Source organism: Marinobacter denitrificans (genome assembly GCF_008795955.1).
Lineage (GTDB): Bacteria > Pseudomonadota > Gammaproteobacteria > Pseudomonadales > Oleiphilaceae > Marinobacter > Marinobacter denitrificans.
In genome coordinates this window covers 13993-31567 of record NZ_VMHN01000013.1, presented here as the reverse complement: position 1 = coordinate 31567, position 17575 = coordinate 13993, and the positions used below count along the sequence as shown (strand labels likewise).

13 protein-coding genes are annotated in these 17575 nt (G+C 52.4%); 11 read left to right on the top strand and 2 right to left on the bottom strand.

Going from position 1 to position 17575, the window contains the following annotated elements; all coding sequences use genetic code 11:
- Position 1 precedes the first annotated feature (1 nt).
- The gene (locus tag FO268_RS21540; protein WP_150995265.1) at positions 2–1486 is read right to left on the bottom strand and encodes an aldehyde dehydrogenase family protein; all 1485 of its coding nucleotides are present in this window, start codon (positions 1484–1486) and stop codon (positions 2–4) included.
- A gap of 33 nt (positions 1487–1519) precedes the next feature.
- Positions 1520–3313 (bottom strand): thiamine pyrophosphate-binding protein, encoded by a 1794-nt coding sequence (locus FO268_RS21535; RefSeq protein WP_150995264.1) that lies wholly within the window; start codon positions 3311–3313, stop codon positions 1520–1522.
- Positions 3314–3837: 524 nt separating this feature from the next.
- Between FO268_RS21535 and FO268_RS21530 the strand changes: the two genes are divergently transcribed.
- From FO268_RS21530 to FO268_RS21480, 11 genes are all read left to right on the top strand, one after another.
- Positions 3838–4614: an SDR family NAD(P)-dependent oxidoreductase gene (locus tag FO268_RS21530; protein WP_150995263.1), complete on the top strand. Its 777-nt coding sequence runs from the start codon at positions 3838–3840 to the stop codon at positions 4612–4614.
- Between the two features lie 31 nt (positions 4615–4645).
- Positions 4646–6097 carry an aldehyde dehydrogenase family protein gene (locus FO268_RS21525; RefSeq protein ID WP_150995262.1) on the top strand — a complete coding sequence of 484 codons (1452 nt, stop codon included), beginning with the start codon at positions 4646–4648 and terminating at the stop codon, positions 6095–6097.
- 20 nt (positions 6098–6117) lie between these two features.
- Positions 6118–6948, top strand: a complete 831-nt coding sequence (locus tag FO268_RS21520) for a TauD/TfdA dioxygenase family protein (protein ID WP_150995261.1) — start codon at positions 6118–6120, stop codon at positions 6946–6948.
- An 84-nt stretch (positions 6949–7032) separates the two neighbouring features.
- Complete coding sequence (locus FO268_RS21515) at positions 7033–8079, top strand: TAXI family TRAP transporter solute-binding subunit (protein ID WP_150995260.1); 1047 nt, start codon at positions 7033–7035, stop codon at positions 8077–8079.
- A 128-nt stretch (positions 8080–8207) separates the two neighbouring features.
- Positions 8208–10208, top strand: coding sequence for a TRAP transporter permease (locus FO268_RS21510; protein WP_150995259.1), 2001 nt, complete (start codon positions 8208–8210; stop codon positions 10206–10208).
- Complete coding sequence (locus FO268_RS21505) at positions 10201–11730, top strand: tripartite tricarboxylate transporter permease (RefSeq protein WP_150995258.1); 1530 nt, start codon at positions 10201–10203, stop codon at positions 11728–11730. Before FO268_RS21510 ends, FO268_RS21505 begins: the two co-directional genes overlap by 8 nt.
- A complete protein-coding gene (locus tag FO268_RS21500) occupies positions 11730–12194 on the top strand; it encodes a tripartite tricarboxylate transporter TctB family protein (RefSeq protein ID WP_150995257.1) in 465 nt (154 codons plus the stop codon). The genes FO268_RS21505 and FO268_RS21500 overlap by 1 nt, the downstream gene beginning before the upstream one ends.
- Positions 12195–12242: 48 nt before the next feature.
- Positions 12243–13754 (top strand): ethanolamine ammonia-lyase reactivating factor EutA, encoded by a 1512-nt coding sequence (locus FO268_RS21495; RefSeq protein ID WP_150995256.1) that lies wholly within the window; start codon positions 12243–12245, stop codon positions 13752–13754.
- An 82-nt stretch (positions 13755–13836) separates the two neighbouring features.
- Complete coding sequence (locus tag FO268_RS21490; RefSeq protein ID WP_150995255.1) at positions 13837–14955, top strand: cupin domain-containing protein; 1119 nt, start codon at positions 13837–13839, stop codon at positions 14953–14955.
- 103 nt (positions 14956–15058) lie between these two features.
- On the top strand, positions 15059–16129 hold the full coding sequence (locus FO268_RS21485; RefSeq protein ID WP_191967020.1) for a Bug family tripartite tricarboxylate transporter substrate binding protein: 1071 nt from the start codon (positions 15059–15061) through the stop codon (positions 16127–16129).
- Between the two features lie 195 nt (positions 16130–16324).
- Entirely contained in the window at positions 16325–17548 is a 1224-nt protein-coding gene (locus FO268_RS21480) for an MFS transporter (protein WP_150995253.1), read from the top strand.
- The last annotated feature ends 27 nt before the right edge of the window (positions 17549–17575 follow it).

Sequence of the window (17575 nt, the reverse complement as noted above, 5' to 3'; positions counted from 1 at the left end):
GTCAGGGCTCCAGGGTGACGTTGACATTTTTTGCCTGGGTGAATGTGAAAAGCTCTTCAAGGCACTCTTCACGCCCGAGTCCGGATTGTTTCGTGCCACCAAAAGGAGCACCGGGTATGTGAGCACTGGAGCCGTTTATCCACACGTACCCAACGTTGAGCATGTTGGCTGCTCTGTGAGCACTCGCAAGGTCTCTGGTCCATACTGATGCAGTCAGGCCGAACTCCAGCTCATTGACCATATCGAGAACGGTCTGTTCGTCCGACCAGCGGATAACAGAAAGTACAGGCCCGAATATTTCCTCGCGAGCTATACGCATATCCCGAGTTACGTCGGCGAACACGGTTGGTCGAACGAAGTAGCCATTGGCCAGCTCTGGCTCCTCGGGCCGGGTGCCCCCGCTTACCAAACGCGCACCCTCGGATTTGCCAATATTTATGTACTCCATGACCTTGTCAAACTGAGCTTTACTGGACAGGCAGCCCATTTCTGTTTCCACTTTGTCGGGGAGCCCCGGTTTGATCGCATTGGTTTGTTCGATAATCCGTTCAAGAACGTCTTCGTAAATGCTGTCGTGGAGGAAGAGACGACTGGTGGATCCACAGGATTGGCCGGCGGTCCAACCAAAGTTCATACCGTGGACTGCGCTGGTCGCTGCCTTGTTCGGATCGGCATCGGGAAACACCACCATGGCGTTCTTGCCACCGAGTTCCATCAGTGTGCTTTTCAGGGTATTGGCGGCGGCACGACAGACGGCTTTGCCGGTTGGAATACTTCCCACCAGGCTGATATTGTCCACGTGCTCGTGTTCAGAGAGTGAGGCTCCCGCTTCAATCTGACCGTTGACGATGTTGAGAACCCCGGCGGGTAGTAAACCATCAAACAACTCAGCCAGTCTCAACGCCGACAATGGCGTGTGTTCACTTGGTTTGATGATCACGCTGTTGCCTGCAATCAAAGGCGCTGCGATTTTTGCACAGACAAACATCGCGGGGTGATTGAATGGAACAATGCGTGCTACCACCCCCAGCGGCTGGCGCACGACATAATTCAGTTGGCCCTCGGCCGTTGGAATGGTTTCGCCTTTAAGCTCCGTGGCCAGCCCGGCAAAGTAATCCAGCAGATGAGCACCTACCTGCATATCCCCAACCATTGCGGAACGAGGATTGCCGCAGTCCAAGGCGTCAAGTAACGCAAGTTCTTCCGCGTGGTCACGAACCTTCTGTGCCATCTTCCGTACGGCAGCCGCACGCTGGGTGGGCGCTAAGGCGCGCCACGCCGGTTGTGCGACGCGGGCTGCTTTCACGGCGAGGTTTATATCTTCGGCGGTTGCTTCGTCCACGTCACCAAGGCTACTGCCATCGGCCGGGTTGGTCACCGGGATCCGGCGGCCAAGGGACGCTTTGTGCCAGGCACCGCCGTAGTATAGGCCGCGATTTCGCGGCAGTACCAATTCATGTGTGATTGTTTTGTCTTGGTTGGTCATTTTGGGTGGCTCCCTTTAATTATTAGTAGTTGTTCAGTTGCCGTCGTCTGAATGGGAATCACTATTGAAATCAACTACGCCGCTCATGTAGCCCGCCTTGACGACAACATCGAGAAGCGCTGGCTGGCCGTTTTCAACGGTGGTAATGGCTTTTTCCAGAGCAGTTTTAAAGGAACGTTCATCGAGGATGGGGCCTTCAGCCTGAAAACCTTGGGCCCTGGCGATGGAGGCCAGGTCGATTGCCGGGTCATCTAGTCGCTGGCCGACCCACTTGTTCTCAACGTCACGGTTCCTGTTGATAGCGACGGCTTCCTGGTGGGCGACGTCGTTATAGTAGCCGCGGTTATTTGCAACAATAATCAGCACGGGAATTCCGTAACGTGCGGCAGTCCATAGGGCGTTGGCACCCATCATAAGGTCACCGTCGCCCAGAACCGCTACTGGCAATCGTGATGAGCCTTTGAGGCCCAGTGCGCTGCCAATCACCATTCCCGGTCCTGAGCCGATACCGGCACCGCCGTCATAACCGAGATAATCCAGTGGGTGCTTAAAGGTATTGGTGGCGGAGGGCCAGCCAAGGGGCAGGCGCAGATAACTGACTTCCCGATCGTTGAGTGTCGACGTCAGTGTGGTTGCCAGTGCCAGCAGATCGAAAGCACCAGTTTGTTGTGGCATTGCCGGCCGCTTGTGAGCATTTTGCACTTTGATCGTTGCGGTTGATTCGATTCGTTCAAGCAGGCCATCCACCGCACTCTCTGGCGTGCCGTCGAGAGTCAGATCCACCGGAGCCATACGCTGATGATTCATCGCCCAGCCATTCATGGCGTAATCGTCCAGCGAGGCGTGGATAATCTTTGCCGAAGGCTTGCCATCGGGCCAAACCGTATACAACGTTCCGCCAAGATCCAGCCAGTCGAGGCTGATAATCAGATCAGCCCCGGATAATAGCTGGATGGCCGCGTTATCGAGCCGGAATGCCGGTGGTAAAGGGTGGAGGAGGTGATCCGTTGGGAAGGCAGCTGCGATTTTGAGGTCGGTCATCACGGTAGCGCCAAGTTTTTCAGCTAACTCTATCCGCTTACCCCAGTCCGTGGAACTCCGGGAAACCCTGCCTGCAAGAATCACGGGATTCCTGGCCTTACGAATCATGTTCGCCGCTGTATCCAATTCTTTTGCTGAGGGCACTGGTGGTTCGCCTGGCATGAAGCGTGTCGGATCGGGCGTTGATAACGGCTTATCAAGTGCCTTTTCCTGCAAACTTACATCAAGGCAGATATATACCGGTCCCCGCGGCTGCCGGATGGTCGCTTGCCACGCTCTCAGAATGGACTCCATAGCGGCTTCAACCGACGCGGGCTGATTATCCCACTTGATGAAAGGACGGATGAGGGCAGCCTGATCTTGTGAGGTGTGTATCCAGTCAATCCAGGGGCGTCTCAGGTTTGCATCAACCGGTCCGTTAGCGCCAAGGATCAGCATGGGTGCGCGGTCACACCACGCATTGTATATGGCCATACTGCCATGCATCAGGCCGACATTGCTGTGAAGGGCGACTGCCATGGGTCGTCCGGTTACCTTGGCGTAGCCGTGAGCCATGGCAACGGCATGCTCTTCATGAAGACACACCAGCATTTCCGGAGCTGTATCCTCAAGAACGTTAACCAGGCTGTCGTGGAGGCCTCGGTAGCTGGCCCCGGGATTGAGCGCAATGAAGTCGATTGGTAACGACCTGAGTGTCCAGGCCACGGCATCGCTGCCCCATTCCAGCTTTTCAGATGACGGTGGCAGGGGGCGAGAGGGTGTATTTCCCGTGTTTTCGGCAACCATTTTCTGTTCCTGATTTTTGTGTTTTTATCATTAAGCGAGAGATAATTTCACTATGGTATAGTCGAAAGGTACCGTCAGGTGTTGTGTACGTCAAGCCTCGAAGTGAGGTGTGTCCTTGCGCAAGGCACGGTGAAATTTGGGTATTCCTCGGGGGCCCTATGTAGCTATAGAATAAAGTGCTTGTAATACTTATTCACGAAAAGTAATAAGTCTTTAGTAAAGTGAGATATGTATAGTTATTTAATAGAGTAAATACAGAAGATGTGCCGCCATAAACCATATGAAAATAATACAAAATAATAATTGTTCATACGTCTCCCGCCTCTGAGCTATTTATTGTTTCCGATTTCCAATTAATGGTTGACACCTGAAGCCGTTTGTATAATTTTAGACTCAGGTTTCACAAAACAAAATAGTATCTCAATAATAAAGAACATGGTTGGTAGCTTTAATGGCTCTGAGGAGTCAGGCGGGCATTGACCAGCAGATTACGCACAATAAAGACAATCATAGGGGGTGGCTCAATGGGCTCTAATAAGCTTTTTGATCTTGAAGGACGCACAGTGATCATCACTGGTGGGGGGCGTGGGATTGGCAAGGTTTATGCCAAATCGTGCGTGGACGCTGGTATGAAGGTTGTTATCGCGGATATTCATGGGGAGGAAGCGGAGACGACTGCCGCGGAATTGCGGGACTCCGGCGGTGACGCCATTGCTGTCACTACCGATATTTCCAATGAAGAAAGTGTCGCGGCCATGGCCAAGAAAACCATGGAGGCCTTTGGTCGAATTGATGGTGTTGTGAATAACGCATCTTTGATGAGTTCTCTGCCTCGCCGTTCCTGGCTTGAAATTCCCACGGAAGAGTGGGACCGAGTGATGGCTGTTGATCTCCGCGGTTTGTTGACGGTTTGTCGCGCGGTTTATCCACACATGAAGGCTCAAAAGTGCGGCAAGATCATCAACGTCTCATCCAGCCGTGTTCTTGAGGGTACGCCTAACCGGCTTCATTACACCTCAGCGAAGGCGGGTGTTATCGGCTTTTCCAGGGCCTTGGCCCGTGAAGTCGGGGATGACGGCATAAATGTCAATGTTGTTATGCCAGGACTGACGCTAAGCGATACCCAACTGGCATCCTCAAGCACCAGCTACCTGAGTGACGAATACAATCAGCAGCGCGCTCTGAAGCGGCCCCAGACACCTGAGGATCTGGTTGGAACGGTCCTTTTCCTGCTCTCCCCCGCCAGCGACTTCATAACCGGCCAGACGATTAACGTCGATGGCGGGAAGTCCATGCATTGAGTATGAAAAAGCTGAATCGGAGCACAAGAAAATGACAGATGTCCAAACGACCTTGATGTTGATTGATGGTGAGCTGGTTGAAGCCGCCAGTGGAAAAACGCTGGATTCGCTGAATCCTGCTACAGAAGAAGTGATCGGTCGGATTCCGGCCGGTGACAAGGTAGATGTAGACCGCGCTGTGGTGGCGGCTACTCGAGCCCAACTTGAATGGGCGAACACCGAAATATCCCACAGGGCAGAGCGGCTTCGCGCAGTGGCAGCCAGGGTTGCCGAGCGAGCAGAGGAAATTCTGAAACTGGAAGTTCTTGATACGGGCAACACCATCACCAAAATGCGCGGTGACGTGGGAATGGGTATCAAGGTCCTGGAATATTACGCGGGCCTTGGGCTTGAGCTTAAAGGCAGTACGATTCCTGCCAGCCAGAGTAATCTGCACTTTTCTCTGCGGGAACCATACGGCGTTGTCGGACGAATCATACCATTCAATCACCCCATTATGTTCGCACTTTCCAGGATGGCTGCTCCTCTGATGGCAGGTAACGCAATTATCATCAAGCCACCCGAGTCGAGTTCCCTTTCCGCTGGCATTCTGGCAGAAATTTGCCGGGATGAACTGCCGCCTGGACTGGTCAATATTATCACCGGTTTAGGAACGGTGGCGGGTGATGCAATTGTTCGCCACCCGGAGGTCAAGCGCCTCGCGTTCATTGGTTCTGTTCCAACTGGTCTGGCCATTCAGAAGGCGGCCGCCGAAGTATCTGTAAAGCATGTCAGCCTCGAATTGGGTGGCAAAAACCCAATGCTCATTTTCCCTGATATCGATCCCGAAGTTGCGGCGACAGCGGCGGTATCAGCAATGAATTTCGCCTGGCAGGGACAATCCTGTGGCTCTTGCAGTCGGTTACTCGTTCACGAATCCCTCTATGACGAGGTTCTTAAGCGCATTGTTGAAAAAACAGAGCGGTTGGTGATTGGTGATCCGCTGGATCCTGACTCTCAAATGGGGCCTATGAATTCCCGAATGCAGTTGGACAAGGTTGAACATTATGTGCGTACCGCTCATGAGGATGGTGCGCGACTGATGAGTGGTGGAGAGCGCCCGCCAGGCGCTCAGTTTGAACGCGGCTACTGGCACCAGCCTACAATATTTGCCGATGTGACTCCGGAGATGCGAATAGGGCACGAAGAAATTTTCGGGCCTGTGCTGTCCGTTTTCCGCTGGAAGGATGAAGACGAGGCAATACGCATTGCCAACAGCACGGAGTACGGGCTTACCGCTGCCATCTGGACGAACGATCTCAATGCAGCGACGCGGTGCATCCGCCGGATCAAGGCTGGTTATGTGTGGGTGAATGGATTTTCGGCACATCACCTTGGAACACCGTTTGGTGGCATGGGTAACAGTGGTCTTGGACGGGAGGAGGGCATTGAAGAGCTACTTTCCTATACAGAGACCAAAACCGTCCATCTGGCATTGAATTAATTCAGGCAGGAGTTGTTTGTATGAGTATTGAAATAGTGCCTTGCTCCCCGGCCCTTGGGGCCGAGATTCGTGGTGTTGATGTCAGCAAAGTCACGGATGCGGAATTTGCCACGATTATTGAGGCGTGGCACCGGTATCAGGTGATTCTGCTTCGCAATCAGAACCTGCCTGAAGAAGATCAGCAAGTGGCGTTCGCCCGCCGGTTCGGCGAGCTGGCGGAAGTTCACGTGCCCGAGTACCAGGGTAATCACCCGGCGGTGATGTACATCGGTAACCTGAAAGAAGAAGGCAAGAGCGAAGGCGCCTTGCCACTCGGTGAAATGGAATTTCATATCGATCAGTGCTACCAGCAACGTCCGGCCAAAGGCACCATGCTTTACGCCATCGAGATTCCCTCGAAAGGCGGAGAAACGGTGTTTGCCAATGGCTACATGGCCTACGAGCGGTTGCCAGAGTCCGTCAAGTCCAGGATCGAGGGTCTTAGGGCAATCAATGTTTATGATCGTGGTGGCTATGTCACGGACCGGAAGAACATGGTCAGTATAGAGGACGGCATTTCGCAGGCCCATCCGATTGCACGGACACACCCGGCCACCGGCCGCAAGAGTTTGTTCGTCAATAAACTGATGACCCATTCAATAGAAGGTCTTGACTCTGATGAAAGTGAAACCCTTCTCAATGTGATGTTTGAAAGCATTTCCCAGCCAGATATTTCCTATGTCCACGAGTGGCAGGTGGGAGACCTGTTGCTTTGGGACAACCGGTGCACATTGCACGCCCGCCGGGATTTTGATCCGGCGGAGCGTCGCTGGCTGCGGCGAGTGACAATTCTTGGGGGAGTGCCTGAGTAAGTGCCTGAAGAGCGGTTTCTCTTTCCGTTAATAAAGAGAGTGCAGTGTCGTCCTAACTCGGACAAAAACAATAAGGAGTAACACATGACTTTTGAAAAGAAACTGAAAGTAGCTGGCCTTGGTGTACTGCTCTCGTGTGGTGTATTGGCAACAGCGGGATCAGGAGCGGCCTTGGCGCAGGAAAAATTCCAGGATAACGATCCGATCAGTTATACCGCTACAGGAGGAAGTGCACGAGGTTACTCGCGTGTTGTTTTCGAAGCCTTAAACGGGATTGTAAGGGATGAATACCCTGGTTCTGCTGCTGAATTCAGGCCGGGGTCTCCTGCAGGCAGTCTTCTTGAAATCACACGTGGCAATGCTGATTTTGCTGGCGCTAGTGGCGCAGTGGAAGTTCAGTATGCTCTGGAAGGGACAGCTCCATTCCGAGAGCCACTGGAAGGCCAGATTTTTCATGTAATGACCACTCATAACGAATTGACCGTTCATTATCTGATGACTGAAGAGTGGTCCGAAGAGCATGGTATTGAATCGATGGCCGATATTGCCGAGAAAAAGCCGCCAATGACGATTGCGGTGAATACCGAGGCCAACCTCCAGTCAACTGTCGCGATGTACGAACACATCTTTAACGAATATGGGTTCTCCATGGACGACGTTAAAGATTGGGGAGGTTCCGTTATACGTGGCAATTCAGGTATTGGAATGGATGCGTTGGCCGATGGCCGCGCGGATGTCTTTATCAATGGCCGGTTCATGCCCGACTCACGATTAGAAGAAATCCACAACAACCGCCCTTTGAAATGGATCGATATTGACCGCGACAAAATGGAGGCCGCGGCCGAGAAGTGGGACTATGACCTTTATATTGCACCAGCTGGCATCAGTCCCTTCATTGAGGAAGACAGCCCTACGCAAAAAATGTGGAACTCGATACAGGCCGGAGAGCATGTATCCGAAGAGACTGTCTACAAATTCCTGACGGCCATTAGTAAGAATATTGATCGGGTCCGGTCCATTCACTCTTCGCTGCGTAACTTTGGGCTTGAGATGATGGTGTGGAATCCGATGAACCTCCCTCTGCACCCAGGGGCTGAACGTTTCTATCGTGAGAAAGGGCTTATCGAATAAAACCCTGACCGGAAAGCAGTGTTGAAGTGCCAGAAAGCGGAACCCTCGACACACAGAGTACGTCGGCGGTTCCGCTTAGATTCATAGGGCCGTTTTTGCTGGCGGAGTTTCGGTAATTAGGGGGGGGTATGTCTGTTAAAAGCAGTCTTATACACGGGCTGAAGCGATTTTTCTGGCTTACCGGAGAAGGCAACCGTTTTGTGCCTACCGGTTGGCTAGGCAGACTTGTCGCGCTGCTCGCTGTGATCGGGACAGCGGTGGTTATATACATGGCGCTGTTCAGCAGCCAGTCTGAGTTGTTGCACGTCAGTTTGTTTTTAGTGTTTATGTTTCCTATTGCATTTCTCACAACAACAATCTCAAAAAGTGTTGAAAGAATTACCTGGTTTGATGCCGTGTTGGGGGCTCTCGGTTCTATACTGGCAGCCGGCCTTGCCTATTACGAACCCCGATACCACACTTGGATGCAAAGCTTTGATCAACTGACTACTTACGAAATCTGGGGTGGACTTGGGCTCGTGGCCCTATCGCTGGAAATGGTTCGGCGAGCGACAGGTTGGCCGCTTCTCCTCATTTCGTTTGCATTTTTAGCTTACGTGGTTTGGGGTGGTGGTATTTCCGGTAGCTTCTCCCACGGTGGCGTGGACCTGACTTATTTTCTCGAAATGCAGGCCATCACAATGGATGGGCTGATTGGTGTTCCGCTTTATGTGGCGGCAACCTATGCGTTTCTTTTTGTGCTCTTTGGTGCTTTCTTTCAACTGTCTGGTGGCGGCCAGCTTTTCTTTGATATCGCCGCTTGCAGTACCGGAGGAATGGTTGGTGGTCCGGCAAAAGCCTGCGTGGTTTCCAGTGCTTTGTATGGTTCAGTGTCTGGAAGCCCCACCGCCGACGTGGCAACGACAGGGCCGATCACCATTCCGTTGATGGAACGTTTTGGGATCAGTAAAAAGCAGGCCGCTGCAACAGAGGCAGCAGCCTCTTCCGGCGGTGCATTACTGCCACCCGTGATGGGCGCGGTGGCGTTTCTGATGGCGGACATGACGGGCATCCTTTACCGGGATATTCTGATTGCCGGCTTGCTGTCAGCCTGCCTGTATTATATGGGCGTTTTTAGTCTCGTTCATTTTGAGTGCCGACGCCTTGGTATCAAGCCCATGCCTGCCGAAGAACGCGTTACTTTAATCGTAGCATTGCGTCGTGGCTGGCCAAGTCTGATTCCAATCTTCGTATTGACGTATTTCCTGCTAAGTGGCTTTTCGCCTGCCTACGTGGCCGCAGGGGCGAGCCTGGTAACGTTGGTGACCAGTTGGATTGCCATTCGACATGCGATAGGCCCCAGAAAACTGGTTTCCGGTTGCGTGGAAACCTGCTTCAGAGTGGTACCTCTGACAGCCGCCGTTGCTGTTGCAGGTATCATCATAGGCTGTATTGAAATGACGGGGCTTTCCAGCAAAGCCGCTGCCCTGCTTTATGCCATGGCCGGCGGGCTTTTGGTGCCGTCTCTAATTGTATCTGCCGTAGTGTTGATCATCCTGGGGATGGGCATGCCCACAGTTGCGGTTTACGTTATGGGTGCGGCGTTGCTTGCCCCTATTCTGATCGGAGAGTTTGGGTTGCCAGTGCTGGGCACTCATATGTTTCTTCTCTACTTTTCCTGCATGTCGGCAATTACGCCTCCCGTTGCGGTGGCATGTTTCACCGCGGCTTCCATAGCTAACGCTAACCCGTTCTCCGTCGCGCCTTATGCATCGAAACTGGCTGTCGCTGGCTATGTTGTACCGTTTTTCTTCATCTTCAATCCAGCCCTTCTTATGGAGGGCGGCCCACTGGCGATCATCGGCGCGTTGATGGCAGCGGCAGCCATGGTACTTTGCTTCGGCGTTGCGATTCACGGATGGATTCTCACCGCACCTCTTAACTGGTTTGGCAGGCTTCTGTTTGCAGCGTTTGGAGTTTTGCTCATCGTTCCGAATCTGACGGTGCAGGCAGTCACATTTGTTTTCGCTGCCTTGGTATGGGGGGTGTACCTGAAATGGGCCAGGGCCAGAGAGTCTGAAGTAAGGGCATCTTCAATTAGTCGTCCAGGTGTGGCTGGAATTGCTGGAGTAGAGGCAAAGAATGACTGACCTATTAAATGGTTTAATGAATTTCGCACGGTGGGATGTATTACTCGTCCTGCTTGCAGCGGTGCCGGTAGGCCTTCTGTTTGGTGTTTTGCCGGGTTTGGGCGGGCTTGTGGCATTGTCGGTACTTTTACCTTTGGTCTATGGCATGGAGCCGATTGTCGGTTTGGCTTTTTTGCTAGCGAGCTATGCCGTGGTGTCGACCGGTGGTTCGGTAACTGCAATTTTGCTGGGTATCCCCGGTTCCCCCAGTAATGCGGCAACTATTATTGACGGTTATGCTCTCAGTCGGCGCGGGCGTGCTGGTTACGCCCTTGGGGCGGCTTTGTCGAGCTCTGCTCTGGGTGGTGTTATTGGGGCTGTGGTGCTGTTTGCGCTACTCCCCATTGTTCGTCCGGTTGTGATGTCCTTCGGGTCGCCAGAGACGTTTTTCCTGGCGTTGCTGGGCATAAGTTATCTGGCAATGCTGGGTGGTGGGTCTCCCATTAAAGGGCTCGCCGCAGGCGCACTTGGGCTGTTCTTGGGCACTTTCGGTTATCAGAGCACAACCGGTGTTCCTCGATTCTGGATGGATATCGATTACCTGCTTGATGGCTTTCGCCTGATCCCGCTGGCACTGGGTATGTTTGCCATACCGGAAATTATTGACCTGATGTCTGGTCAGAGTATCGCGGCGAAGCGACCTGATGGCCGCCCGATGGAGATTACCCACAAGCAAGTTTGGCTCGGCGCCAGGGCGTCTGTCGTTCGCAAGTGGGTGTTGATCCGTTCCTCAGTCCTGGGTGTGTTCCTCGGTCTTATACCTGGTGTAGGTAGTGAAACGGCACCGTTTGTGACCTACGGTGCTGCCAAGCAGGCTTCCAAACGTCCCTACCAGTTTGGCAAAGGCTCGATTGAAGGGGTTATCGGACCGGAAGGTTCCAACAATGCGAAAGACGGGGGCGCACTGGTGCCAACTCTCGCCTTTGGTGTTCCCGGCAGCAGTGCGATGGTTTTGCTGATTGGTGGGTTCCTTCTGCTTGGCCTGCAACCTGGTCCGAAATTTCTTCAAGACCATATGGACATGGCCTACGGGCTTGCGTTTGTGCTTGTTGGTGCGAATCTTATTGGCTCCCTGGTATTGCTGTTATTGGCGAAACACCTGGCAAAAATCACACTTTTGCCCGGCCATATGCTGGCACCGATACTTTTGACTCTGGTTGTTGTGGGTGCTTATTCTACCAATAACAATTTTACTGACGTTCTGTTCGTTTTCATCTTTGGTGCGGTAGGCATTGGCATGAAAGCCTACGGGTTTTCCAGACCGGCGCTTTTGCTCGGTTTTGTTCTGGCGCCGTTGCTGGAAACCTACCTTTATATATCTCTCAATACCTACGGCAACTGGTTTTTCCTAAGGCCAATATGTCTGGTTCTGGCACTGTTTATAGTGGGTGGCGCTGTAATGGCGGGAATAAAAAGTCATAAAGAACACAAGGAGTTAAAAGCAGAAAAAGCACTTAAACAACAAGAGGGGAGTAACTCCTGATGACGTGTAGGCAAGGTAATTTTTTCAGTGCAGCCGTTTTGTTGTTGTTCACATCAACGATGTTGTTACTGGCCATTTTTAATTGGGAGTACTCGGCCAAAGTTCTCCAATTCCCGTTGATGTCCGGATCATTGTTGGTCCTTTGTGCAGTATGGCTGGCGATCAGGTCTTTTACGGCGACTGAACAAGAACTGATTGATGAGAGTGAGGTGTTTTCCGAGGGTAACAGGCGCTGTTCATTGCTTAAGCGGGCATTATGGCTGAGCGTTATCTTTCCTTTGGGTTATGTGTTCGGATTTATTGCCGGCCTCCTTGCGTTCAGCTTCGCCTATACCGGTTATCATGGTCTGCCCTGGTGGCAAAGACTGCTTACCGGATTTGTGATATTTGCCGTGGTTTACATTGGCTTTTATAAGTTGCTGGGGGTGCCCCTGCCCATCGAACCTATGTGGATGCGTGATTAAGATTAAATAGTGTGTCAATCATGAGTTTTTATAAAAGGAGAGTATTTGATGCTGCAGTTGCATGGTGATCATCAGCATGGGCACAGCCACATGCATGAGGAAGATAAAGCCGAACTTGCCAACTTTATCTGGCGGCAGGAAACCGTGGAACTCAACACGGTCGGCATCGATATTGGCAGCTCCACCTCTCACTTGCTGTTTGCAACGGTTCGCCTGCAGCGTCGGTCACAGGGGCTCTCCAGCCGCTTTGTCGTAACCCACCGCGAGGTGGTTTGGCGCTCGCCCATCATGCTCACGCCCTTTCTGAGTGATGGCAACATTGATGCGGACAAGTTGGAAGCGTTCATCCGGAACTCCTATGAAAGCGCCGGCATCGCGCGAAGCGATATTGACAGCGGCGCGGTCATCCTGACCGGAGAGGCGATTAAGCGACATAACGCGCGGGCAATCGATGAGCTGTTTGCCGAGGAGGCCGGAAAGTTCGTCTGTGCGACAGCAGGCCACAAGCTTGAATGTACTCTGGCAGCCCACGGTTCAGGTGCTGCCAAATTATCAAAGGACCGGAATGAGTGTGTTCTTCACGTCGACATTGGTGGCGGCACCACCAAGCTTTCACTGATAAACAAGGGTGAAGTGCTGGGCGTCTGTGCATTCGCCGTCGGCGGCAGGCTGCTAGCACAGGATGATGAGGGTGCCTGGACGCGGGTGGATGATTCTGTGCGCCTGGTTGCCGAGGAACTGGGTATTGCCACCGATCCGGAGTCGATGGCTAACGAGAGCAACCGAAAGAAAATTGTAACCCGGCTGGCGGAGGTTGCTGTCGATTTTATCTCGGGAAAGTCCCTCGACCGTCTGGGAATGTCGTTGCAACTGACCGAAACCTTGCCGCGGCCTATGCAGCCAACAGCGCTTACTTTCTCCGGGGGTGTGTCGGAATACATTCTCGGGCGCGAAACCAAAGAGTATGGCGACATAGCCAAGATGCTTTCCACTGAGTTGTGCAGGATATTGCCTGAGAGGCTCAATCTTCCAATGCTCGACCCCGGTCACGGTATTCGCGCAACGGTCATTGGTGCTTCCCAGTTCACGGTTCAGGTCAGTGGAAAAACCATTTTCCTCGCTGGTGATTCCGTATTGCCGGTGCACAACGTTCCGGTGGTGAGTGTTGACCTCGAGTTTAAAGGGGAAATTGATTCGACGTCAGTGGCTGAAACCATCCGCGCGGGAATGAAGAAGATGGACCTGAATCATGACAACCAGATGGCATTGGCTTTCACGTGGAAAGGTGATCCCGAGTATTCGCGACTTGCTGCGGTGAGCGAGGGTATTCTCCGGGCAGTTGCGCCGGGAGGCAAGCGGGGGGCCCCTTTATTGTTGATGATCGACGGTGACGTTGCCCGAACACTTGGGCACCTGCTCAAGCATGAGTTCGGGTTGGAGAGCAGTCTTGTGTCGGTGGACGGTGTCAAGTTGCAAGAACTGGATTTTGTTGATGTCGGCGAGTTCCTCGACCCTCCGGGAGTGGTGCCCGTTGTCATCAAGTCGTTGTTGTTTTCATGAGGCAGATGCCTCGGTGAATCAGGGCTGACACCCCTTTAAGAGTGTTTGAACTTAAAAAGTAAATTAATCAGAGGTAAATAGTATGAGTGATAAAGATATCCCCAGATATGGCGTCGACTTCTACATGGACTGGGTCGAGCGTGAAGGGCTGCCGGTAACAGAGGCATTTGGTATTGATCTGTTTGAACTGGAGACCAAGCCATGGGCCAGAGCCGGTGACCATGTAAAGGGTGCAGCGGCGCATCTCAAGGGCCGCTGTGATTTCAGCAATATGTTTCTCTACGAGATTGCACCAGGAAAATCAACCGCACCTCAGAAGCATTTGTATGAAGATGTGTTCTACGTGCTGGAGGGGCGTGGAAGTACCCAGCTCGAATTTGCCGATGGCTCTACGCAGTCCTTTGAATGGGGCCCCAAGAGCCTGTTTGCGATTCCGCTGAATGCCCGCTATCGCCTCTTTAATGGTAGTGGCAAAGACCGTGCTCTGCTGGTAACCACGACGGATATGCCGTTGGTGATGAACGCATTCCACAATGAAGAGTTCGTGTTTAACAATGACTTCGACTTCAGTGAGCGAACCGGTAAAGAGAAGTACTACTCTGGCGAAGGTGACCTGATTACCGTGCGACAGGGTAATCACATGTGGGAGACCAATTTCGTACCGGACCTGGCCAGCATTGAGCTCAAGTCCTGGGGTGACCGCGGTGCAGGCGGCAGCAACATCATGTTTGTGCTTGCCGATGGCACCATGCACGCCCACATCTCCGAGATGCCAGTGGGAACCTACAAAAAAGGTCACCGTCATGGCCCAGGCTACCACGTCATGTGTGTAACGGGGCAGGGCTACTCGATGCTGTGGTTCGAAGGTGAAGAAGACTTCACCCGTATCGACTGGAAACACGGTGTGGTGTTCCCGCCTGCAGATCGCCAGTTCCACCAGCATTTCAACACCAGTCAGGATCCAGCCCGCTATTTGGCAACAGGTGTTGGTGGTCTGCGGTATCCGTTCACTACCGACCGCAGGAAGTCACTGCTGGGCATGAAGCCTGGTGAGAGGGGCGCAGTATCCACCAGCATGAAGGAAGGCGGCGATCAGGTGGAATACGAAGATCAGGATCCACGTATTCATCAGATCTGGCTTGAAGAAATGAAGAAGAACGGCGTTACGCCGAAGATGGACAAATTCAATGTCGCTCAATAGGTAAAACCTGCATTCCAGCCAGTAACTGGTTGAAATGGGGAGTTGCAGCGCGTCGCGTCAAGTCGGGCGCGCTGCACTTACCACTGAAAGTAAGGGGAAGGCAATGTTTCGCAACAAAAATAAAATCGGAAAACTCGCTTCAACAGTGATGGCGTCTGCCGTAACGACGGCCATATTTCTTGGATTTGGAAATCTCGCCCAGGCAGAAGGTGCGGCGGACTACTATGAAGGTAAAACCGTCAAAATCGTCGTTGGGTTTAATCCTGGCGGTGGTTACGACGAGTACGCCCGTATGATTGCTCCGGAGCTGGAAAAGCGCATAGGGGCGACGGTCATAGTGGAAAACCAACCCGGTGGTGGCGGCCTTCTTGCCCTTAACCGGCTTGCACAAAGTGGCGATGATAAGACCATGATGCTTGCAAGCTCGGAATCGGCAGCGTTGGCACAACTTACGGACCGACCGGGTACGCGCTTTGACCTGAGCAAGGTAACCTGGCTTGGTCGGGCTGTTGTAGACACCCGCATGGCGATGTGGAGCGCAGAAAATCCAGAGCGCACTTTTGAAGAAGCCTTGGCAACTATGAAATCCGAGGGAAGTCGTTGGGGAGCGACGGGGCTGACGGATTCTGTGTCTGATGCTACCGCTGCTATGGCTGAGGCATTGAACCTTACGTCCGATGAACTTTCAATTGTGCTTGGCTACGATGGCACCAGCGCCATTGCCCTTGCCGTTGTGCGGGGTGAGGCAGATGGTGTTGTTGTAAGTTCGACGTCCGCGATCAACTATGTTGGCGATGACTCGCTGGTGCCTTTGGCCGCCCTGGATCGGGAGCGTGACGCACTTTTCCCGGACACTCCGACTATTTTTGAAGTTGGTAATCTGGATGAAGAAGGCGAGCGTTGGATGGACTTTCGCTCCAACATCACCACGCTTGGCCGTGCTTTGGTTATGCATGAGGACGTAGACCCTGAAAAGGCTGATTTCCTGGCCGGTCACCTCGAGGATATTCTCACCGATGACAAGTTTATCCAGAAAGCTAAGGATATGAATCGCCCCATCAATTTTCTTTCAGCTGCTGATCTGAATAAGCTGATTCAGAATATTTTTGCTGATCTTTCTGATAAAAGAAAGGCAGAGATCAAACATGTTCTTACCGAGAAGTTCATTCGCTAGTGGACGTATGAATAGTCTGCTCTGAATGAATTGTTGTCGTTGTTGCTCTGCATCGTTGCCATGCGCCCCGGATTTTCCGATAAGGGCGCTTTTTTCTTCCGGCTCAGGCTTATTGATCAGGGGATACCCGAAGTAAAGCAGGGAATGTTTTCGTATGAAGTGATCATTCTTACAAAGATATAAATAGGTATCTTAATGGAATCGAAAACTAGTGCCAGTACAGGTGCAAATGAAGTCAGCATGTTGGCGATCTACGCAGCTGCTTTTTTCTCACTGAGTATAACCCTGATGAAGGGGTTAGCCATTCCCCTCTGGTGTATTTCCCTGGGTGTGCCACCGGCCTATATGGGTGTCATTCTCAGTGCTCGCTCTTTTGTGCCATTGTTCCTTTCCATTCATGGTGGTTCCTTGATGGACCAACTCGGTGTTCGCCGAACACTCCTTGTACTGGCTATTCTCAATGGGCTTTTACCATGGCTTTATCCCGTTTTTCCTTTTGTTATTGCCGTGCTCATTCTGGAGCTGTTTGGCGGTCTGGTCAGCTCAATGGCCTGGATCGGTGCACAAACAGCGTTGGCCAGAGTTGCTCAAGGAGACCCGAAGCGTGCCGGGCGCTTCAGCTTCGCCACTAACATGGGCAACCTTGCCGGGCCTGTGCTGGTGGGATTCGCGTGGAAGCTCGGTGGCCCGATCGCCGGTTTTGGCATTATCTCATTGTGGGGTTTTCTTCTGTTCGCTGCCGTATACTTCCTTCCGGTTGGTGACCGCCCCAAAGAACCCATAACATCCTGGAAAAACCTGATGCCTAAGTGGTCGGTCTACAGGCAGGCTTTTGTGATGCTGAAAGAGCCGGGCGTGGATCTGGTGGTGTTTGCTACTTTTCTAAGAATATCGGCTTATAGCATTCAGGCCTCCTTTTACGCGGTGGCGTTGGTTCACCTTGGCCAGGATGAATTCAATATTGGAATTTTGATGGGTGTTGCGGGACTCAGTTCCGGCCTTGCTACCCTGCTCGGTGCACCCGCTTCCCGATTGTTTGGTTCTCAGGTTGTTGTGTTGATTGGGGGCATATCCACCGCAATTATTTTTATTTCCATGACACCTTATCTGTCGGGATTCAGCATATTCTTTATCGCAGCTCTGATATTCGGCCTTGGCATGGGGATTTCTCTGCCATTACTTCTCTCTGTTTTATCGAATGCCATTCCAAGAGAGCAGCAAGGCCTGAGCGTTGGCCTAAGGTCGACTGCAAACCGACTTGCAGGTGTGGTTGTGCCAATTGGACTGGGTGTTGTGATTGAGTTATTGGGAATTTCACACGGCTTCCTGGTGATCGGCATAGTGCTTCTGCTGGTATTGATCATTGGAAGTGTCATTCTGCTGCGACGAGCAAAGCGCCTTTCGGGAGTCGGTGCATGATGGTAGATTTCTTAAGGTTGAGTGAGC